The sequence below is a fragment of the Citrobacter amalonaticus genome (genome assembly GCF_002918555.1).
GTDB lineage: Bacteria > Pseudomonadota > Gammaproteobacteria > Enterobacterales > Enterobacteriaceae > Citrobacter_C > Citrobacter_C amalonaticus_A.
Genome location: NZ_PQMB01000001.1, coordinates 958,166 through 974,857, shown reverse-complemented (window position 1 = coordinate 974,857; position 16,692 = coordinate 958,166). Strand labels below are relative to the sequence as shown.

15 protein-coding genes are annotated in these 16,692 nt (G+C 53.4%); 5 read left to right on the top strand and 10 right to left on the bottom strand.

The features are described 5' to 3' along the window. Position 1: 1 nt before the first annotated feature. The 3 genes from ppk1 to purM form a co-directional block, all read right to left on the bottom strand. Complete coding sequence (ppk1, locus tag C3432_RS04860; protein WP_103775519.1) at positions 2-2,068, bottom strand: polyphosphate kinase 1; 2,067 nt, start codon at positions 2,066-2,068, stop codon at positions 2-4. Between the two features lie 212 nt (positions 2,069-2,280). After that, on the bottom strand, positions 2,281-2,919 hold the full coding sequence (purN, locus tag C3432_RS04855) for a phosphoribosylglycinamide formyltransferase (protein ID WP_103775518.1): 639 nt from the start codon (positions 2,917-2,919) through the stop codon (positions 2,281-2,283). Beyond that, positions 2,919-3,956 carry a phosphoribosylformylglycinamidine cyclo-ligase gene (gene purM / locus C3432_RS04850; protein ID WP_103775517.1) on the bottom strand — a complete coding sequence of 346 codons (1,038 nt, stop codon included), beginning with the start codon at positions 3,954-3,956 and terminating at the stop codon, positions 2,919-2,921. The genes purN and purM overlap by 1 nt, the downstream gene beginning before the upstream one ends. Positions 3,957-4,222: 266 nt before the next feature. On the opposite strand from purM, the gene C3432_RS04845 reads away from it, so the two are divergent. The 4 genes from C3432_RS04845 to C3432_RS04830 all read left to right on the top strand — a co-directional run bounded on the left by C3432_RS04845 (position 4,223) and on the right by C3432_RS04830 (position 8,642). Further along, the gene (locus C3432_RS04845) at positions 4,223-5,653 is read left to right on the top strand and encodes a 6-phospho-beta-glucosidase (protein WP_103775516.1); all 1,431 of its coding nucleotides are present in this window, start codon (positions 4,223-4,225) and stop codon (positions 5,651-5,653) included. Between the two features lie 181 nt (positions 5,654-5,834). Beyond that, on the top strand, positions 5,835-6,461 hold the full coding sequence (gene upp, locus C3432_RS04840; RefSeq protein WP_103775515.1) for a uracil phosphoribosyltransferase: 627 nt from the start codon (positions 5,835-5,837) through the stop codon (positions 6,459-6,461). 96 nt (positions 6,462-6,557) lie between these two features. Continuing rightward, positions 6,558-7,847, top strand: a complete 1,290-nt coding sequence (gene uraA / locus C3432_RS04835) for a uracil permease (RefSeq protein ID WP_103775514.1) — start codon at positions 6,558-6,560, stop codon at positions 7,845-7,847. A 93-nt stretch (positions 7,848-7,940) separates the two neighbouring features. Then, positions 7,941-8,642: a DnaA inactivator Hda gene (locus C3432_RS04830; RefSeq protein WP_103775513.1), complete on the top strand. Its 702-nt coding sequence runs from the start codon at positions 7,941-7,943 to the stop codon at positions 8,640-8,642. A 36-nt stretch (positions 8,643-8,678) separates the two neighbouring features. On the opposite strand, the gene arsC is transcribed toward C3432_RS04830, so the two are convergent. Continuing rightward, positions 8,679-9,038, bottom strand: a complete 360-nt coding sequence (gene arsC, locus C3432_RS04825) for an arsenate reductase (glutaredoxin) (RefSeq protein WP_103775512.1) — start codon at positions 9,036-9,038, stop codon at positions 8,679-8,681. A 12-nt stretch (positions 9,039-9,050) separates the two neighbouring features. After that, a complete protein-coding gene (bepA, locus tag C3432_RS04820; RefSeq protein ID WP_103775511.1) occupies positions 9,051-10,514 on the bottom strand; it encodes a beta-barrel assembly-enhancing protease in 1,464 nt (487 codons plus the stop codon). A gap of 224 nt (positions 10,515-10,738) precedes the next feature. Between bepA and C3432_RS04815 the strand changes: the two genes are divergently transcribed. Continuing rightward, positions 10,739-11,800 carry an AI-2E family transporter gene (locus C3432_RS04815; protein WP_103775510.1) on the top strand — a complete coding sequence of 354 codons (1,062 nt, stop codon included), beginning with the start codon at positions 10,739-10,741 and terminating at the stop codon, positions 11,798-11,800. Positions 11,801-11,878: 78 nt separating this feature from the next. On the opposite strand, the gene focA is transcribed toward C3432_RS04815, so the two are convergent. The 5 genes from focA to hyfH form a co-directional block, all read right to left on the bottom strand. Continuing rightward, positions 11,879-12,730 (bottom strand): formate transporter FocA, encoded by an 852-nt coding sequence (gene focA, locus C3432_RS04810; protein WP_103775509.1) that lies wholly within the window; start codon positions 12,728-12,730, stop codon positions 11,879-11,881. A gap of 115 nt (positions 12,731-12,845) precedes the next feature. Further along, complete coding sequence (locus C3432_RS04805) at positions 12,846-14,858, bottom strand: sigma-54-dependent Fis family transcriptional regulator (protein WP_103775508.1); 2,013 nt, start codon at positions 14,856-14,858, stop codon at positions 12,846-12,848. 111 nt (positions 14,859-14,969) lie between these two features. Next, positions 14,970-15,383, bottom strand: a complete 414-nt coding sequence (locus tag C3432_RS04800; protein ID WP_103775507.1) for a formate hydrogenlyase maturation HycH family protein — start codon at positions 15,381-15,383, stop codon at positions 14,970-14,972. Next, the gene (locus C3432_RS04795) at positions 15,364-16,143 is read right to left on the bottom strand and encodes an NADH-quinone oxidoreductase subunit B family protein (RefSeq protein ID WP_103775506.1); all 780 of its coding nucleotides are present in this window, start codon (positions 16,141-16,143) and stop codon (positions 15,364-15,366) included. Before C3432_RS04795 ends, C3432_RS04800 begins: the two co-directional genes overlap by 20 nt. Next, positions 16,140-16,688, bottom strand: a complete 549-nt coding sequence (gene hyfH, locus C3432_RS04790) for a hydrogenase 4 subunit H (RefSeq protein ID WP_103775505.1) — start codon at positions 16,686-16,688, stop codon at positions 16,140-16,142. Before hyfH ends, C3432_RS04795 begins: the two co-directional genes overlap by 4 nt. Positions 16,689-16,692: the final 4 nt, after the last annotated feature.

The following is a 16,692-nucleotide window of genomic DNA, read 5'->3' as shown; positions in this document are numbered from 1 at the left end:
ACTAGTCAGATTGCTCAAGTGATTTGATGTAATCGTAAATCGCCAGCTGTGACTGCACTTTACGGCGGTTGCCGCGTGGTACATAGCGATTACTCAGTTCTTTATCGATATAACGGGCTTTTACCGTGTCGCTGAACAGGATATCAACAATATCCAGCACCCTCTGCCTGAGACGTGGGTCAAGCAGCGGCGTGGCTACCTCGATGCGGTAATCAATGTTGCGTGTCATCCAGTCAGCGGAGGAGAGATAGACCTGCTTATCGCCGCCGTTTTCAAAAATATAGACCCGGTCATGTTCCAGATAGCGGTCAACAATACTGATCACACGAATATTGTCGCTGATGCCTTCCAGATTTGGGATCAGCGAGCACATGCCGCGAATCAGCAGATTTACGGGCACGCCGGAGCCTGACGCCGCATACAGTCGATCAACCAGCCCTTTATCGACCAGATTATTCAGCTTCAGCGTGATGCCTGACGGTGATCCCTGTTGCGCATTGGCAATTTCCCGGTCAATCATTTCATACAGCAGACGACGGGAGTTTTGCGGTGAAACCAGCAGATAGTCGAACGTTACCGGACGATAGGGATTCTCGATAAAGTTAAACACCCGACGCACTTCGTTGGTGATCCGCGCATCGGCGGTCAGTAACGAGTAGTCGGTGTACAGGCGCGCGGTTTTTTCGTTGAAGTTCCCGGTGCCAATATGGGCATAACGCACCACATCGTCGCCTTCTTTACGCGAAATCAGGAACAGTTTGGCGTGAATTTTCAGCCCCGGCGCAGAGAAGATCACGTGTACGCCCGCTTCCGTCAGACGTCTGGCCCAGTGAATGTTCGCCTCTTCGTCAAAGCGCGCCTGCAGCTCCACCACAACGGTCACTTTCTTGCCGTTGTGGGCGGCATGGATCATGGCGTCAATGATGCGTGAATCTTTCGCCACGCGGTAGATGTTAATCTTGATTGCCAGCACGCTCGGGTCGAATGACGCCTGACGCAGCAGTTCCAGAACATGCTCAAAGGTATGATACGGATAGTAGAGCAGCACATCGCGCTCGCGAATGGCGTCAAAACCGTTGCGAAACTTCTCTTTATCAAACCAGATATGGCGCAGTCGCGGCAGTGGCTTGTTCACCAGGTTGGCTTTGCCAACGTTGGGGAAGTTAATAAAGTCTTTAAAATTGTGATAACGCCCACCGGGCACAATAGAGTCATAGCGTGAGATGGTCAGTTTTTCACGCAGAACTTCCACCAGCGCATTGGGCATATCACGCTGATAGACAAAGCGAACCGGTTCGGCGGTGAGGCGCTGCTTCAGGCTGGAGGACATCAGCTCCATCAGGCTTGACTCCATCTCGTGCACCAGATCGTACTCCGCATCACGGGTCATCTTCATCGAGTAGGCGTTCAGCGTGTCGTAATCAAAGAAGCCCTTGAAGATATCGTCGAGGCAGTAGCGCAGGATGTTGTCCAGAAGAATCATTGGCTTACGGCGACGCGGCGCTTCTGGCGGCAGATTCACAAAACGCGGCACCTTATCGGACGGAATTTCCAGCAGCGCATAGCGGGTGGAATCGCCGCGAATAATCTCCACGGCCAGATAGGTATAGTCATCCTTAAGGAACTGAACCAGATCCGTTTCACGGTTGATTAAAATTGGCGTAATGTGCTGGCGCAGATATTGTTTGAAGTAGTGACGCAGCCAGTTCTGTTGATTAACCGACAGCTGGCGTTCGTTAATCAGGAAGATCTGATTACGCGCCATTTCAAGCAGGAGTTCGTTGTACAGGCCGTCGAATTCCTGATCGGCTTTTAATACGCGGGACTGGATCTTACCTAACAGATGGCGAGAATGAGAATTCGAACCCTGTTCTTCGCTAATAATGATGCGTCGTTTCAACTCCGCAAAGCGAACTTTGTAGAACTCATCAAGATTATTGGAATAGATGCCTAAAAAGCGCATCCGCTCAATCAGCGGGTTTGATTTATCCGCAGCTTCCTGAAGCACACGTTCGTTGAACGCTAACCAGCTCAGCTCTTTCTCGATATATAGCTTTTCCTGACCCATTAATACTTATACTCCGTTTTATTCACGGGACACTGCCTGATTATTATGGCGAGCATTACGCTCTAATGTCCAACTGTGCCAGAAAACTATGACAATAAACCGTCTTCTGTCCGCGAGCAACGACGCTTTTTGTGGTGGGAATTGAGGTGACGAACGAGATAGCGGAAGGAATTGCTCCCCGGAAATCAGTGACTTCGGGGAACGCAGAGAGATTACTCGTCGGAGGCATAGCCTTGCGGCGGCAGACGGTGACCGTCCAGCCAGGCTGCGTTGTCACGCATCTTCAGGCGTCCATCGGCGAACCAGCTGACGACTAACGGATAGATGGCGTGCTCCTGGGCCTGAACGCGAGCGGTGATCTCATCTTCTTCATCACCTTCGAACACCGGCACCTTCGCCTGTAAAATCACCGGGCCGCCGTCAAGTTCATCCGTCACAAAGTGAACCGATGTGCCGTGCTCCTCATCACCGTTTTCCAGCGCCTGACGGTGGGTATGCAGGCCAGGATATTTGGGCAGCAGGGAAGGGTGGATATTCAACAGTCGCCCGTTGTAATGGGCGACGAACGCCGGACTCAGAATACGCATAAATCCCGCCAGAACCACGACATCAGGCACATACGCGTCGATCTCACGGATAAGCTCATGATCGAACGCTTCACGACTGGCAAACCGATCGGCAGTCAGCACATGGGCTGGAATGCCTGCCTCCCGAGCACGTTCAAGGCCGAACGCGTCGGCCTTGTTGCTAAATACTGCCCGTAGGGTGCCTTTAATTTTGTTCTCTTTGCAGGCGTCAATAATCGCCTGCAAATTGCTTCCGTTGCCGGAAATAAGCACCACAATATTCATTATTCAATAACCACACGCTGTTCGGAATCAGAAGCTTTGATGATACCGATTTTCCACGCGTTTTCACCTTTCTCATTCAGCAGGGCGAGGGCTTTGTCCACTTCCTGAGCGGGCAGGGCGATGAGCATTCCCACACCGCAGTTGAAGGTACGATACATTTCATGCTGGCTGACGTTACCGGCGGTTTGCAGCCAGTTAAAGACGGCAGGCCACTGCCAGGAGGACTCGTCAATCACCGCCTGGGTGTTGTCTGGCAGAACGCGAGGAATATTTTCCCAGAAGCCACCGCCGGTCAGATGCGCAATAGCGTGCACATCAACTTTCTCGATCAGTTCCAGAATGGATTTCACATAGATGCGGGTTGGCGCCAGAAGATGGTCAGCCAGTGATTTACCTTCCAGCTCTGTTGCTTCAGGATCGCAACCGCTGACTTCAATAATTTTGCGCACCAGAGAATAGCCGTTAGAGTGCGGGCCGCTGGAGCCCAGCGCAATCAGGACATCGCCATCGGCCACTTTGGAACCGTCGATGATTTCCGATTTTTCTACCACGCCGACGCAGAAACCAGCCACGTCATAATCCTCGCCGTGATACATCCCCGGCATTTCAGCGGTTTCTCCCCCCACCAGCGCACAGCCCGATTGCAGACAACCTTCCGCAATACCGCTAATCACGCTGGCTGCGGTATCCACATCCAGTTTCCCGGTCGCATAGTAGTCCAGGAAGAACAGCGGCTCAGCGCCCTGAACGACCAGGTCGTTGACGCACATTGCGACCAGGTCGATACCGATGGTGTCGTGGCGTTTCAGATCCATTGCCAGACGCAGTTTAGTGCCTACGCCATCAGTGCCGGAAACCAGCACCGGTTCACGATATTTTTGCGGCAAAGCGCACAGCGCACCGAAACCGCCCAGACCGCCCATGACTTCCGGGCGGCGCGTTTTCTTCACTACGCCTTTGATTCGATCAACCAGAGCATTACCCGCGTCAATATCAACACCGGCATCTTTGTAGCTAAGAGAGGTTTTATCGGTCACTGCTTGAGTCCCCACGGGTGGATTGCGGTCACAATTAAATTCGGCGCAATTCTAACAGGGAAAGCAAACGTTTGCGAGCCTGCTTTGTGTTGCTTTTTAACTGGCGAATTATTCAACGCTTTGCGCTTGTTAACCTCTTAATTTGACCTGCGCCACGAAAATGAAACCGGGTACATTACTTCGCTTGAAAGTGCTCTGGTTAATGCTCAGTATGATACTGAAACCGGTTTCTTTTTTTCGTTGTGTCTGAACACTAAGGAAAAACTATGTCTGGATTTAAAGCGAATTTTATGTGGGGCGGTGCGGTTGCGGCGCATCAGCTCGAAGGCGGGTGGCAGGAGGGCGGTAAAGGTATCAGCGTCGCGGATGTGATGACGGCGGGGGCACACGGCGTCCCCAGAGAGATCACCGATGGCGTGATTGCCGGTAAAAATTATCCTAACCATGAGGCCATTGATTTCTACCATCGCTACAAAGAGGATATTAAGCTCTTTGCAGAAATGGGCTTTAAGTGTTTTCGTACCTCCATCGCCTGGACGCGCATTTTTCCACAAGGGGATGAAACGCAGCCAAACGAAGCGGGGCTCCGGTTTTATGACGATCTGTTCGATGAATGCCTGAAGTATGGGATTGAGCCTGTCATTACGCTGTCGCATTTCGAGATGCCTTACTCTCTGGTGACCGGGTATGGCGGCTGGCGCAACCGTAAGCTGATCGACTTCTTTGTGCGTTTTGCCAGAGTGGTCTTTACCCGCTATCAGCACAAAGTGAAGTACTGGATGACCTTTAATGAGATCAACAACCAGGCCAACTTCCACGAAGACTTTGCGCCGTTTACCAACTCAGGATTGAAATATCTGCCGGGTGAAGACCGCGAGCCGGTGATGTACCAGGCCGCGCATTATGAGCTGGTGGCCAGCGCGCTGGCGGTGAAAGCCGCGCGTGAGATCAACCCGACGTTGCAGATTGGCTGCATGATTGCCATGTGCCCAATTTACCCGCTGACCTGTGCGCCAAACGATATGATGATGGCGATGAGCGCCATGCATCGGCGCTACTGGTTTACCGATGTCCACGTGCGCGGCAAATATCCGCAGCATCTTCTCAACTACTTCGAACGACGCGGCTTTGAACTGGACATCACCGACGAAGACCGTGCGGCGCTGTTACAGGGCTGTGTTGATTACATTGGCTTCAGCTATTACATGTCTTTTGCCACCAAAGCGACCGACGATAATCCGCAGCTGGATTATGACGAGACGAAGAGTCTGGTTTCCAACCCGTATGTGCAGAAATCGGACTGGGGCTGGCAGATTGATCCGGTGGGCCTGCGCTATTCGCTGAACTGGTTCTGGGATCACTATCAACTGCCGCTGTTTATTGTGGAGAATGGCTTTGGCGCTATCGATGTGCAACAGGCTGACGGCTCGGTTGATGATTCCTATCGCATCGACTATATGGCTGCGCACATCAGCGAGATGAAAAAGGCGGTGGTAGAAGATGGCGTGGATCTGATGGGCTACACCCCGTGGGGCTGTATCGATCTGGTCTCCGCCGGTACCGGCGAAATGAAAAAGCGCTATGGCTTTATCTACGTCGATAAAAATAATGACGGAAGTGGGACGCTGGCGCGCCATCCGAAGAAATCTTTTTCCTGGTATCAGCAGGTGATCAAAAACAACGCCGAAATGCTCTAAAATTCAGATGGTTATTATTTAGCCCCGCCCAATGTGCGGGGCTTTTTTATCCTCATTTCTCAAACGTAAATGACTTTGCTTGATCCATATCATGCATGCGTTGTGTTGCGCCAGAGAGGAAAAGCGGTATAATCCGGCGATTTTTTTGTGGTTGCCACTCGTCTGAGGAAAGGAGAAGAGTATGAAGATCGTGGAAGTCAAACACCCACTCGTCAAACACAAGCTGGGACTGATGCGTGAAAACGATATCAGCACCAAACGCTTTCGTGAACTCGCCTCGGAAGTAGGCAGCCTGCTGACCTATGAAGCGACCGCAGGCCTGGAAACCGAAAAGGTGACCATTGAAGGCTGGAACGGTCCGGTTGAAGTCGACCAAATCAAAGGCAAAAAAATCACCGTCGTACCTATCCTGCGTGCGGGTCTGGGGATGATGGATGGCGTACTGGAGAATGTCCCGAGCGCGCGTATCAGCGTAGTAGGGATGTACCGCAACGAAGAGACGCTGGAGCCGGTACCGTACTTCCAGAAGCTGGTTTCCAATATTGACGAGCGCATGGCGCTGATCGTTGACCCGATGCTGGCAACCGGCGGTTCCGTCATCGCGACCATCGATCTGCTGAAAAAAGCAGGCTGCAGCAGCATTAAAGTCCTGGTGCTGGTGGCCGCGCCGGAAGGCATCGCCGCGCTGGAAAAAGCGCATCCGGATGTCGAGCTGTACACCGCATCAATCGACCAGGGGTTAAACGAGCACGGATACATTATTCCGGGGCTTGGGGATGCCGGTGATAAGATTTTTGGTACTAAGTAATTGAATAACTAATAAATAGCCGACTTTAAGAGTCGGCTTTTTTTTGAATAAAATAACTCAACTGCTAATAACAAATCACATTCAGAGGAAAACACTATGACGCGCCGTGCTATCGGGGTGAGTGAAAGACCGCCGCTTTTACAGACAATCCCGCTTAGTTTGCAGCACCTGTTCGCCATGTTTGGCGCTACCGTGCTGGTGCCTGTTCTTTTTCATATTAACCCGGCTACCGTTCTGTTATTTAACGGTATCGGTACGTTACTGTATCTCTTCATCTGTAAAGGTAAGATCCCGGCGTATCTGGGTTCCAGCTTCGCCTTTATCTCCCCGGTGCTGCTGCTGTTGCCGCTGGGGTACGAAGTGGCGCTGGGCGGTTTTATCATGTGCGGCTTCCTGTTCTGCCTGGTGTCGTTTATTGTGAAGAAAGCGGGAACCGGCTGGCTGGACGTCATGTTCCCACCTGCGGCAATGGGCGCAATCGTTGCCGTCATCGGTCTTGAGCTGGCGGGCGTGGCTGCGGGGATGGCCGGATTACTGCCAGCAGAAGGGCAGGCACCGGATTCGAAAACCATTATTATCTCGCTGGTGACGCTGGCGGTGACGGTGTTTGGCTCTGTGCTGTTTCGCGGTTTTCTGGCAATTATCCCAATCCTGATTGGCGTTCTGGCGGGTTATGCGCTGTCGTTCGCCATGGGGGTGGTCGATACCACACCGATAGCCCAGGCGCACTGGTTCGCGCTGCCGACCTTCTACACCCCGCGCTTCGAGTGGTTTGCTATTCTCACTATTCTGCCCGCGGCGCTGGTGGTGATTGCTGAACACGTAGGCCACCTGGTGGTCACGGCGAACATCGTCAAAAAAGATCTGGTACGCGATCCGGGCCTGCACCGCTCTATGTTTGCCAACGGTCTGTCGACGGTGATTTCCGGTTTCTTTGGCTCAACGCCAAACACCACCTACGGTGAAAATATCGGTGTCATGGCCATTACCCGTGTCTACAGCACCTGGGTTATCGGCGGCGCGGCGATTTTCGCCATTCTGCTCTCCTGCGTGGGCAAACTGGCGGCCGCCATCCAGATCATTCCACTGCCGGTCATGGGCGGCGTCTCGCTGCTGCTGTATGGGGTGATTGGGGCTTCCGGTATCCGCGTGCTGATCGAATCAAAAGTCGATTACAACAAAGCGCAGAACCTGATTCTGACCTCGGTCATTCTGATCATTGGCGTCAGCGGTGCGAAAGTACACATTGGCGCGGCGGAACTGAAAGGCATGGCGCTGGCGACTATCGTCGGGATCGGCCTGAGTCTGATCTTCAAATTGATAAGCGTCCTGCGTCCGGAAGAAGTTGTGCTGGATGCCAGCGATACGGATACGCCACAGCAATAACATGAACCCGGGCAGTGCGCTGCCCGGTTCTAACGCAACAGAATTCTGTGGTAAACTCATCGCGATTTTTTGAAATCCTGAACTGAGGTCTCTCTGAACACACCGGCACAGCTCTCTTTGCCACTTTATCTTCCTGACGATGAAACCTTTGCAAGTTTCTGGCCGGGGGATAACTCCTCTTTACTGGCCGCGCTACAAAACGTGCTGCGTCAGGAACATAGCGGGTATATTTATCTCTGGTCACGCGAAGGTGCGGGCCGTAGCCATCTGCTGCATGCCGCCTGTGCGGAACTGTCGCAGCGCGGTGATGCGGTGGGTTATGTACCGCTGGATAAGCGTACCTGGTTTGTACCGGAAGTGCTCGACGGTATGGAGCAGTTATCACTGGTGTGCATCGACAACATTGAATGCGTTGCCGGAGATTCTCTGTGGGAAATGGCGATCTTCGATCTCTATAACCGTATCCTCGAATCGGGGAAAACACGGCTGCTGATCACCGGCGATCGTCCGCCGCGTCAGCTGAATCTGGGGCTGCCCGACCTCGCTTCTCGTCTGGACTGGGGGCAGATATACAAACTTCAACCGCTCTCGGACGAAGACAAACTCCAGGCTTTGCAGCTTCGTGCCCGACTGCGTGGATTTGAATTACCGGAAGACGTGGGGCGTTTCCTGCTCAAGCGCCTGGATCGTGAAATGCGGACGTTGTTTATGACGCTCGATCAGCTCGATCACGCCTCAATCACTGCACAACGTAAGCTGACGATCCCTTTCGTAAAAGAGATCCTCAGGCTGTAGTTACCGCAGCCAGCAAGGGCTGCGGCAGGTTTAAGGTTAGCCGATAATTTCCAGTACCTGCTCCGGTGGACGACCGATTCGCGCCTGGCCGTTTGCCACCACAATCGGGCGTTCCATCAGTTTAGGATTCTCCACCATCGCCTGAATCAATGCCTCTTCACTCAGATTACTGTCAGCCAGATTGAGCGACGCGTAGAGATCCTCTTTCTGCCGCATCAGTTCGCGGGCGCTGGACATCCCCAACATGTGCAGGATCTGACACAGGGTCGCTGCGTCAGCCGGGGTTTCCAGATAAAGCACCACTTCAGGCTCTGCGCCAGTCGATTGCAGCAGGCTCAGCGTTTCGCGACTCTTTGAGCAGCGGGGGTTATGGTAGATTTTTATGGCTTTTGACATAGTGAATCCTGGTTACATTTTCGTGTAGGGCTTAAAGCGTTCCTGCAGCTGACGCAGCTGATCGATACGCGCGTCGTAGCGGGCCTGCTGCTGGCTTCCCAGTTTAACCTGCGCGCTGGCGCTGCTCAGCAATGAGATCGCCTGATCGAGGCGTCCTGCCAGCGCATAACTTTCAGCCCGCGCGGCCAGCTCCTGGTCGCGGTTATTCAGCGCCGCTTCCGACTGCGCCAGCAGTTCCCAGCCATTGCTGTCATCTTTGTTATTAAAGGTATAGCGATTGAGAATGGTCGCCGCCTCCTGTGGCTGGCCGCCCTGTAACCAGGCGTTTGCCAGATTCAGCTGCAACACCGTGTTGACTCGCAGGTCGCGGGCATTTTTCAGGCGGTTAATGGCGTCGCTGGTTTTTTTCTCTCCCAGATCGATATCGGTCGCGAGGTCGAGATACCAGGCGTTATTCGGTTCCGCCGTCAGCAGCGGCTGTAGCGTTTTGCGCGCCTCGTCGTATTTATTCGCTTCCATCGCCTGCAACGCTTTGCCATATTGCGCGGCACGCTGCTGGCGGACGTTACCTTTGGCCCACTCATCGAGCAGATCGCTGGTCAGCTGGTTACGCCCGGAGTTGTACATCCCCAGCGTACGCGCTTTCGCCAGATAGAAATCTTCCGACGATTGCACCACCGCCGGCCGCATCTGGTTGGCGCGGTTGCGCGCATCTGACAGACGGCTTTCCGGTAAGGGGTGAGTCAGCAGAATTTCAGGCGGGCGCGTGGAATAACGGGCCTGGTCGAGCAGTTTTTCCAGAAACGTCGGCATGGCCTGCGGATCAAATCCGGCGCGTTGCAATACCTGAATACCGATGCGGTCCGCTTCCTGCTCGTTTTGCTGGGTAAAGCTAATCATCCCCTGACGGGTTCCCGCCAGCGTACCGGTAAGAGCCGCCATCCCGGCCTGCGGGCTGGCCATCGCCAGCAGGATAGAACCCAGGGCTCCGACCCAGGTCAGCGGGGCGCTGCGCTTCTGATCTTCCATTGCCCGCGCAAGGTGGCGCTGGGTGACGTGCGAGATTTCGTGCGCCATGACTGACGCGAGCTGGCTTTCGTTGTCGGAGTAGCGAAACAGCGCTGAGTGCAGAACCACGTTACCGCCAAAGAAGGCAAAGGCGTTAATTTCGTCGTTGTTAATTAAAAAGAAATGGAATGGGGTTTTCACGGAATCGGCATGGGAGACCAGGCGCATTCCCAGCGCGTTAATGTACTGAACCAGCAGTGGATCGTTGATTAATGGCGCGCTGCCGCGCAGCTGGCGAACGTAGTAATCGCCCATCTGCATTTCCTGTCCGATGGAGAGCGTGCTTGCCGCTGAGGTTCCCATGTCCGGCAACGTATCGGCGGAATCGGCGAACGCGGGTGTCACCTGACCGATGGTTAGCGCAGCAATGAGGGTAGCAACCAGGTTTTTCTTTAACTGCCTGAACATAACCTCTGTCCTGTTTTCTATAAGAATAGTCATTTGACCCATGCTGCGAAGTATCGTTCCATTACGCAAGCGTTGGCAGTTTACCTGCGAAATCTGGTGATGAATACCCCGGGCAATTCGCTTTTCAGTTTCCCGAATGGGCCATAAAAAGCGAAGTCTTTTTTGTGACATTTCGATACAATTATTACCAGCAATCCCGTCTTAAGGTTCAGTTAAGGGTTCTTATGCTCGAAATGTTGATGCAATGGTATCGCCGCCGCTTTAGCGACCCGGAGGCGATCGCCTTGCTGGTTATTCTGGTTGCCGGTTTTGGTATCCTTTTTTTCTTTAGCGGACTGCTGGCCCCGCTGCTGGTGGCTATCGTGCTGGCTTATCTTCTCGAATGGCCGACCGCCCGTCTGGAATCGATAGGCTGTTCCCGCCGCTGGGCGACGTCCATCGTGCTTGTTGTCTTCGTCGGGATTTTATTGCTGATGGCGTTTGTCGTGATGCCGGTGGCCTGGCAGCAGGGGATCAACCTGATTCGCGATATGCCCGGAATGCTCAATAAACTCTCCGATTTTGCGGAGACGTTGCCGCGGCGTTATCCGGCGTTGATGGATGCCGGTATTATTGATGCGATGGCCGAAAATATGCGCACCCATATGCTCACGATGGGCGACTCGGTCGTAAAATACTCGCTGGCCTCACTGGTTGGCCTGCTGACGCTGGCGGTCTATCTGGTTCTGGTGCCGCTGATGGTCTTCTTCCTGGTTAAAGATAAAGAGCAGATGCTCAATGCCGTGCGCCGCGTACTGCCGCGTAACCGCGGGCTGGCGGGGCAGGTCTGGAAAGAGATGAACCAGCAGATAACCAACTATATCCGTGGCAAAGTGCTGGAGATGGTGGTGGTGGGCGTGGCGACCTGGCTGGGCTTCCTGATGTTTGGCCTGAACTATTCGCTGCTGCTGGCGGTGCTGGTGGGGTTTTCCGTTCTGATTCCGTATATCGGGGCGTTTGTGGTGACCATTCCGTTTGTTGGCGTCGCGCTGTTCCAGTTTGGCCTGGGCCCCGAATTCTGGAGCTGTTTTGCTGTTTATCTGATTATTCAGGGGCTGGACGGCAACCTGCTGGTCCCGGTGCTTTTCTCCGAAGCCGTTAACCTGCATCCGCTGGTGATTATTCTCTCCGTGGTTATCTTTGGCGGTCTGTGGGGCTTCTGGGGCGTATTCTTCGCCATTCCGCTGGCGACATTAATTAAAGCCGTTGTTCATGCCTGGCCGGACGGTCAGGTGGTCGATCCTTAAGTGAATGGCGGGTTATTCAGCCTGACTGTTGTGCGATGTCTGGGCTGAATAACCCGCCCTGCATTGTGCCGCGTGTTTTTAGCTATCCTGTTCGCGCAAATAGATTATCCAGTAGGTAATACTGACCAGTACGCCGCCGCCGATGATATTGCCGATGGTCACCGGGATCAGGTTATCGGTAATAAAATTGCTCACCGTCAGCGCCGAAAAATTATCCGCAGTCGTCTGTGTCATCTGCCAGAATTCATCTGGCGCAAAGTTACGAATCATAATGCCCAGCGGAATGAGAAACATATTTGCAATACTGTGCTCAAAACCGCTGGCGACAAACATGCCGATGGGTAACAACATCGCGACGATTTTGTCGGTTAGCGAATGACCTGAATAACTCATCCAGACGGCAAGGCAGACCATTAAATTGCAGAGCGTGCCCAGACAGACGGCTTCAATAAAAGTATGGTGCATTTTATGATCGGCGGTTTGCAGGACGTTAAGTCCCCATAAGCTGTTGCTGCTCATGATTTGCCCGGAGAACCAGATCAGAAAAACGAAAAAGAGCGCACCGACAAGATTGCCGAAATAAACGATAATCCAGTTAATGATTAACTGCCGCCAGCTTATTAAACCGCTGGCTTTTGCCATGACCGTCATTACTGTCGAAGTAAAGAGATCGGCACCGCAAACCACCACCAGAACCAGGCCGAGAGTAAAGCAGAGGCCGCCTGCCAGTTTGGTTAGCGAGTTGGCAGGCATCGCGCCGGTGGTGACGGTGATATAAAACACAAAAGCAATTGAAATAAAAACTCCTGCCGTCACAGCCAGAAAGAATGTAAGTTCTTTTTTCTTCTTAACTTTATAAACCCCGGCCTGTTCCGCTATTTTGGCCATTTCAGCAGGCATACGTAAATCAAAAGAAATATCATTCTTCATAGGAGGCTCCTGGGTCGCATTAAGAGATGCCGTGTCGCCTGAATATATGCACAGCGCGTACCAGGATGCTTTTTAGACACAGGTGAAAATTGTGATTGTCGTCACCTGCCGGATTTTATAATACTTCGCGGGCGGCGATCCCCAGGCGTTGCATCCGCGAAAGCAGGGTGGTGCGTTTCATTCCCAGTCGGGTTGCTGCACCGCGCGGTCCGGCGACAATGCCATTGGTTTCCTTTAATACCTGAATAATGCGCTGGCGTTCTTCTTCATCGTTTTCCGGCGTCGGAGGATTTAACATCTGCGCCATTGAACCTTTCGTCGGGATGTCGTCGCCCAGTGCGGGCAGCAGGCGGGTCTGCCGCGAAGTAAGATGTAAGTTCAGGCGGGTACCGCGCGTTAATAGCACGGCGCGTTCAATCACGTTTTCCAGCTCGCGGACGTTGCCAGGCCAGTCCCACGACATCAGCTGACGCAGCGTTTCTTCGGGGATGGCGTCAATGGTGCGATTCATGCGCTTAGCCATTTTTTGCGTGAAGTATTTTGCCAGCAAAGGGATATCTTCCGGGCGTTCACGCAGGGAAGGTAATTCCAGCGGAAAAACGTTGAGCCGGTAAAAAAGATCGCTGCGGAATTCGCGGTCTTCCACCATCTGCCATAAATCACGATTGGTGGCGGCGACCACCCTGACGTTAACCGGAATGGTCTTGTTTCCCCCTAAACGCTCAATTTCTCTCTCCTGCAGCACCCGTAAAAGTTTCGGCTGTAATTCCAGTGGGAGATCGCCAATCTCATCGAGAAACAGCGTGCCGCCGTCAGCGAGCTCAAAGCGCCCGCGATGGGTGTTGATCGCGCCGGTAAAAGCCCCTTTATCGTGGCCGAACAGCTCGCTTTCCAGCAGACTGGCCGGAATAGCCGCACAGTTGATTTTCACCAGCGGCTTATCGTGTCGCAGACTTAGCTGGTGGATGGCCCTGGCGATCACCTCTTTCCCGGTGCCCGTTTCTCCGCAAATGAGCACCGTGCTGTCGCTTGGCGCGACAATTTCAACCTGTTGCAGCAGATCATCCATCGCCTGGCTTTTGTAAATGATATCGCCCGGACCAAGGCTGGAAAAAAGCTGCTCACTCAGCTGGCGGTTTTCCTGTTTCAAACTTTCTTTCAGGTCCGTCATGCTGCGCCAGGCGTCGGCGTTATCGACGGCAATCGCAATTCTGTCGGCGATATGTTGCAGTAATTTACAGCTTTCTTTGCTGAATACCCCTTCAGAGGCGTGGGCCAGCAAAAGTATCCCTGGCGTATGGCTGCCAAAGGTCAGCGGTAACAGAATGGCGGAGTCAAGCTGGCGGTCGTTCAGTATGTGCAGCAGGGGATCATGCTGCCACTGCGCCGGATCGTCGGCCCGGCAATAGAGGCAATACCGATTATCACGTAGCGTCTGAGCGAGTACCTCGCTTTCTCCTGGCAAAAGGCACTGGCGATGCTCGGGTTGTGCCGCGGAAAAGTCGGTGCTCCAGAGAGTATACTTACCGGCCTGTCGGCTGTCTTTTAACACCATACTGACATACGTCACCCCAAAGAAATGATGAATCTCATTGGCGACATCGGCGATAAGCTCCTCCAGATCCAGATGAGAAAGCACGGAATTGGTGATATCCACTAACACCCGATGGTGGTCGCACTCTTTCGCCACCGCGCGCAGGGTGGTTACCTGCTTTACCTTGTCAACCAGGGCGGCGAGAGCCGGAGTGATAATACGCGTCAGCCAGTTGAACAGCACCGTCTCCTGCGGGGTAAATGGGCGGCCAGTGAGACGAATAAAACGAAGCTCGACCATCAGCCGGTCATCCGGTTGCACGACGTGTTGTGAACAACCGGCGTACTCACCTTGCCAGGCTTCTGTTGCCGTCACGTGGCTACCGTCTTCGAAACAGCGATACCAAATCCCCCGGTCAATAAAATGGAGTTCAATAAGCTCAACTGCGCTAAAGGGCGGGGGAAGCGGAATGAAAGCGTGAAGGAGCGAGGCTTTGTCATTCTGCTGACTCAAAAATTGCAACAGCGCATCGTTGAGATCATCCAGCGATATTTCTTCCGGCGGGGCAGGAATTGCCTCGTCAAACATAGTCATCAACGGTCCTTTTCAATGAAGGGTCGTTCCACGTGGCGACGGCGCTTTAGGGTGATTTTTCTGGCATCGTGGCACTATACCTTACCCTTTCTGTTTGTAATGTTATCCCTCTCACGTGATTTTCTTTGCCATCAGGTAAATTGCAGGTTCACGAACAATATCATCCAGCAAATGAATAAACTGGATGCTGAGCGCTTTCCACGGAGCCGCGCCGTCGTCGGCCAGCGAAGCAAAGGCGTGAGTCAGCATAGAAGTATGCGTCGCATCAATCACAATTTCGCCAAACGTTAACACCCCCGCCATTTTGCGCCGCGCCTGTTCATCAGTGAGCAGAGAGAGCCACTCGCAGTACTCTTTCAGGGAGCAACGCAGGGCTACGTTGAGGCAATCAATCACCCCGACATGATGGCCAATCGCCAGCGAGTAATACATCACCTGACGACTTTTCTCAGGCATCGAAACGCTGCTGTCGATAAATTTCTGCCGCAGCGTCCAGAAAACGATTTCACCGCTGTGTTCCGTCATAACCCCCCCTGATGATGACTAAGAGTTGCTGCACAATGTCATTCAGCCGGGGATCGTCTGCGTCCTGCAACCATTGCCCGACCTGCTTTCCTGAAGGATCGCGAGTCAGCGCGGTCAGTAATCGATCGCATATTTCTCGTCCCTGACGATATCCGGCAAGACGGCGAGCCTCCCGCTCAACCGCGATGCGTTGAGTCGGTGGAATTTGAGGCCATATGAGTTGCGGGGAATCCGCAGCGGCATCCAGATAGTCGACGGCGTGGATCTTCTGTTGCAGTAACCCCAGCGCGACCGCGAAACCATGAATTGTGGCCGCCGGCGTTGGCGGACAGCCGGGGATCCAGACGTCAATCGGCACGATGGTGTCGCTTCCGCCCCATACACAATACAGATCGTGAAAGATCCCCCCTCCGACGCCACAGGCACCATATGAGAGACAGATTTTATGGTCCGGTGCACTGTGATACGCCCTGAGCGCAGGCGTTCTCATGGCGCGAGTCACCGCGCCGGTAAACAACAGGATATCTGCATGGCGCGGCGAGGCGACGACTTTGATTCCAAAACGTTCGGCATCAAACAGGGGGGTAATTGCGGCAAAAATTTCAATTTCACAGCCGTTGCAGCCGCCGCAATCCACCCGGTAGACATAAGCCGAACGGCGAATATCCTGTAAAAGAAGCTGTTTCATTTTTTGCGCCTGCTCATCCAGCTGTACGGGCCGGGTGGCGTGGTGGCGATGCGTATCGAACAATGTCGTCATGATGTTTCCTTAATCGCAAAGGAAATATTTTTCCTGTCGCCGTGGGACAGCGCAGCGTACTGTCTGCACTCCGGGCAGATGTTTGCCTGCTGACGCAGCGTCTCCACCAGATGCGGCGCATTTTGCTGCTGCGTCAGTAATTCCACGGCCATTTCAATGGATTTTTGTGGGGCAAACGGCCGCTGGCAGTGAGTACACTTTTGCAGATGAAACGTCGCCCTGGTGTACAGATCCTTTTTGCTGGTGACGGCGAGTTCAAAGTTTTCCGTCAGATGTATTGCCCGGGTGGGGCAAACTTCCTCACAGCGACCGCAATAAATACAGCGCCCCAGATAGAGCTGCCAGGTTCGGGTGTTGTTACTGTCATCCGTCTCCATGGTCAGGGCGTTGGCCGGGCAGGCAGAGGTGCAGGCCGCGCAGGCTATGCATTGGCGCGGATCTAACTCTGGCTTGCCTCTGAAACCGGGACAAACTTCCAGCGGAGCAAAAGGGTATTTCACCGTTGGCTCGCCGGCCCGCATAATCGTTTTCAGTAATTTCAGCATCTTT

What these genes read in the sequence shown, in the direction of transcription:
- hyfH (WP_103775505.1), bottom strand. Translation starts at nt 16,688, where the DNA reads ATGCTGAAATTACTGAAAACGATTATGCGGGCCGGCGAGCCAACGGTG.
- arsC (WP_103775512.1), bottom strand. Translation starts at nt 9,038, where the DNA reads ATGTCAAAAGCCATAAAAATCTACCATAACCCCCGCTGCTCAAAGAGT.
- uraA (WP_103775514.1), top strand. Translation starts at nt 6,558, where the DNA reads ATGACGCGCCGTGCTATCGGGGTGAGTGAAAGACCGCCGCTTTTACAG.
- bepA (WP_103775511.1), bottom strand. Translation starts at nt 10,514, where the DNA reads ATGTTCAGGCAGTTAAAGAAAAACCTGGTTGCTACCCTCATTGCTGCG.
- ppk1 (WP_103775519.1), bottom strand. Translation starts at nt 2,068, where the DNA reads ATGGGTCAGGAAAAGCTATATATCGAGAAAGAGCTGAGCTGGTTAGCG.
- C3432_RS04795 (WP_103775506.1), bottom strand. Translation starts at nt 16,143, where the DNA reads ATGACGACATTGTTCGATACGCATCGCCACCACGCCACCCGGCCCGTA.
- purN (WP_103775518.1), bottom strand. Translation starts at nt 2,919, where the DNA reads ATGAATATTGTGGTGCTTATTTCCGGCAACGGAAGCAATTTGCAGGCG.
- C3432_RS04805 (WP_103775508.1), bottom strand. Translation starts at nt 14,858, where the DNA reads ATGACTATGTTTGACGAGGCAATTCCTGCCCCGCCGGAAGAAATATCG.
- focA (WP_103775509.1), bottom strand. Translation starts at nt 12,730, where the DNA reads ATGAAGAATGATATTTCTTTTGATTTACGTATGCCTGCTGAAATGGCC.
- upp (WP_103775515.1), top strand. Translation starts at nt 5,835, where the DNA reads ATGAAGATCGTGGAAGTCAAACACCCACTCGTCAAACACAAGCTGGGA.
- C3432_RS04845 (WP_103775516.1), top strand. Translation starts at nt 4,223, where the DNA reads ATGTCTGGATTTAAAGCGAATTTTATGTGGGGCGGTGCGGTTGCGGCG.
- C3432_RS04815 (WP_103775510.1), top strand. Translation starts at nt 10,739, where the DNA reads ATGCTCGAAATGTTGATGCAATGGTATCGCCGCCGCTTTAGCGACCCG.
- C3432_RS04800 (WP_103775507.1), bottom strand. Translation starts at nt 15,383, where the DNA reads ATGACGGAACACAGCGGTGAAATCGTTTTCTGGACGCTGCGGCAGAAA.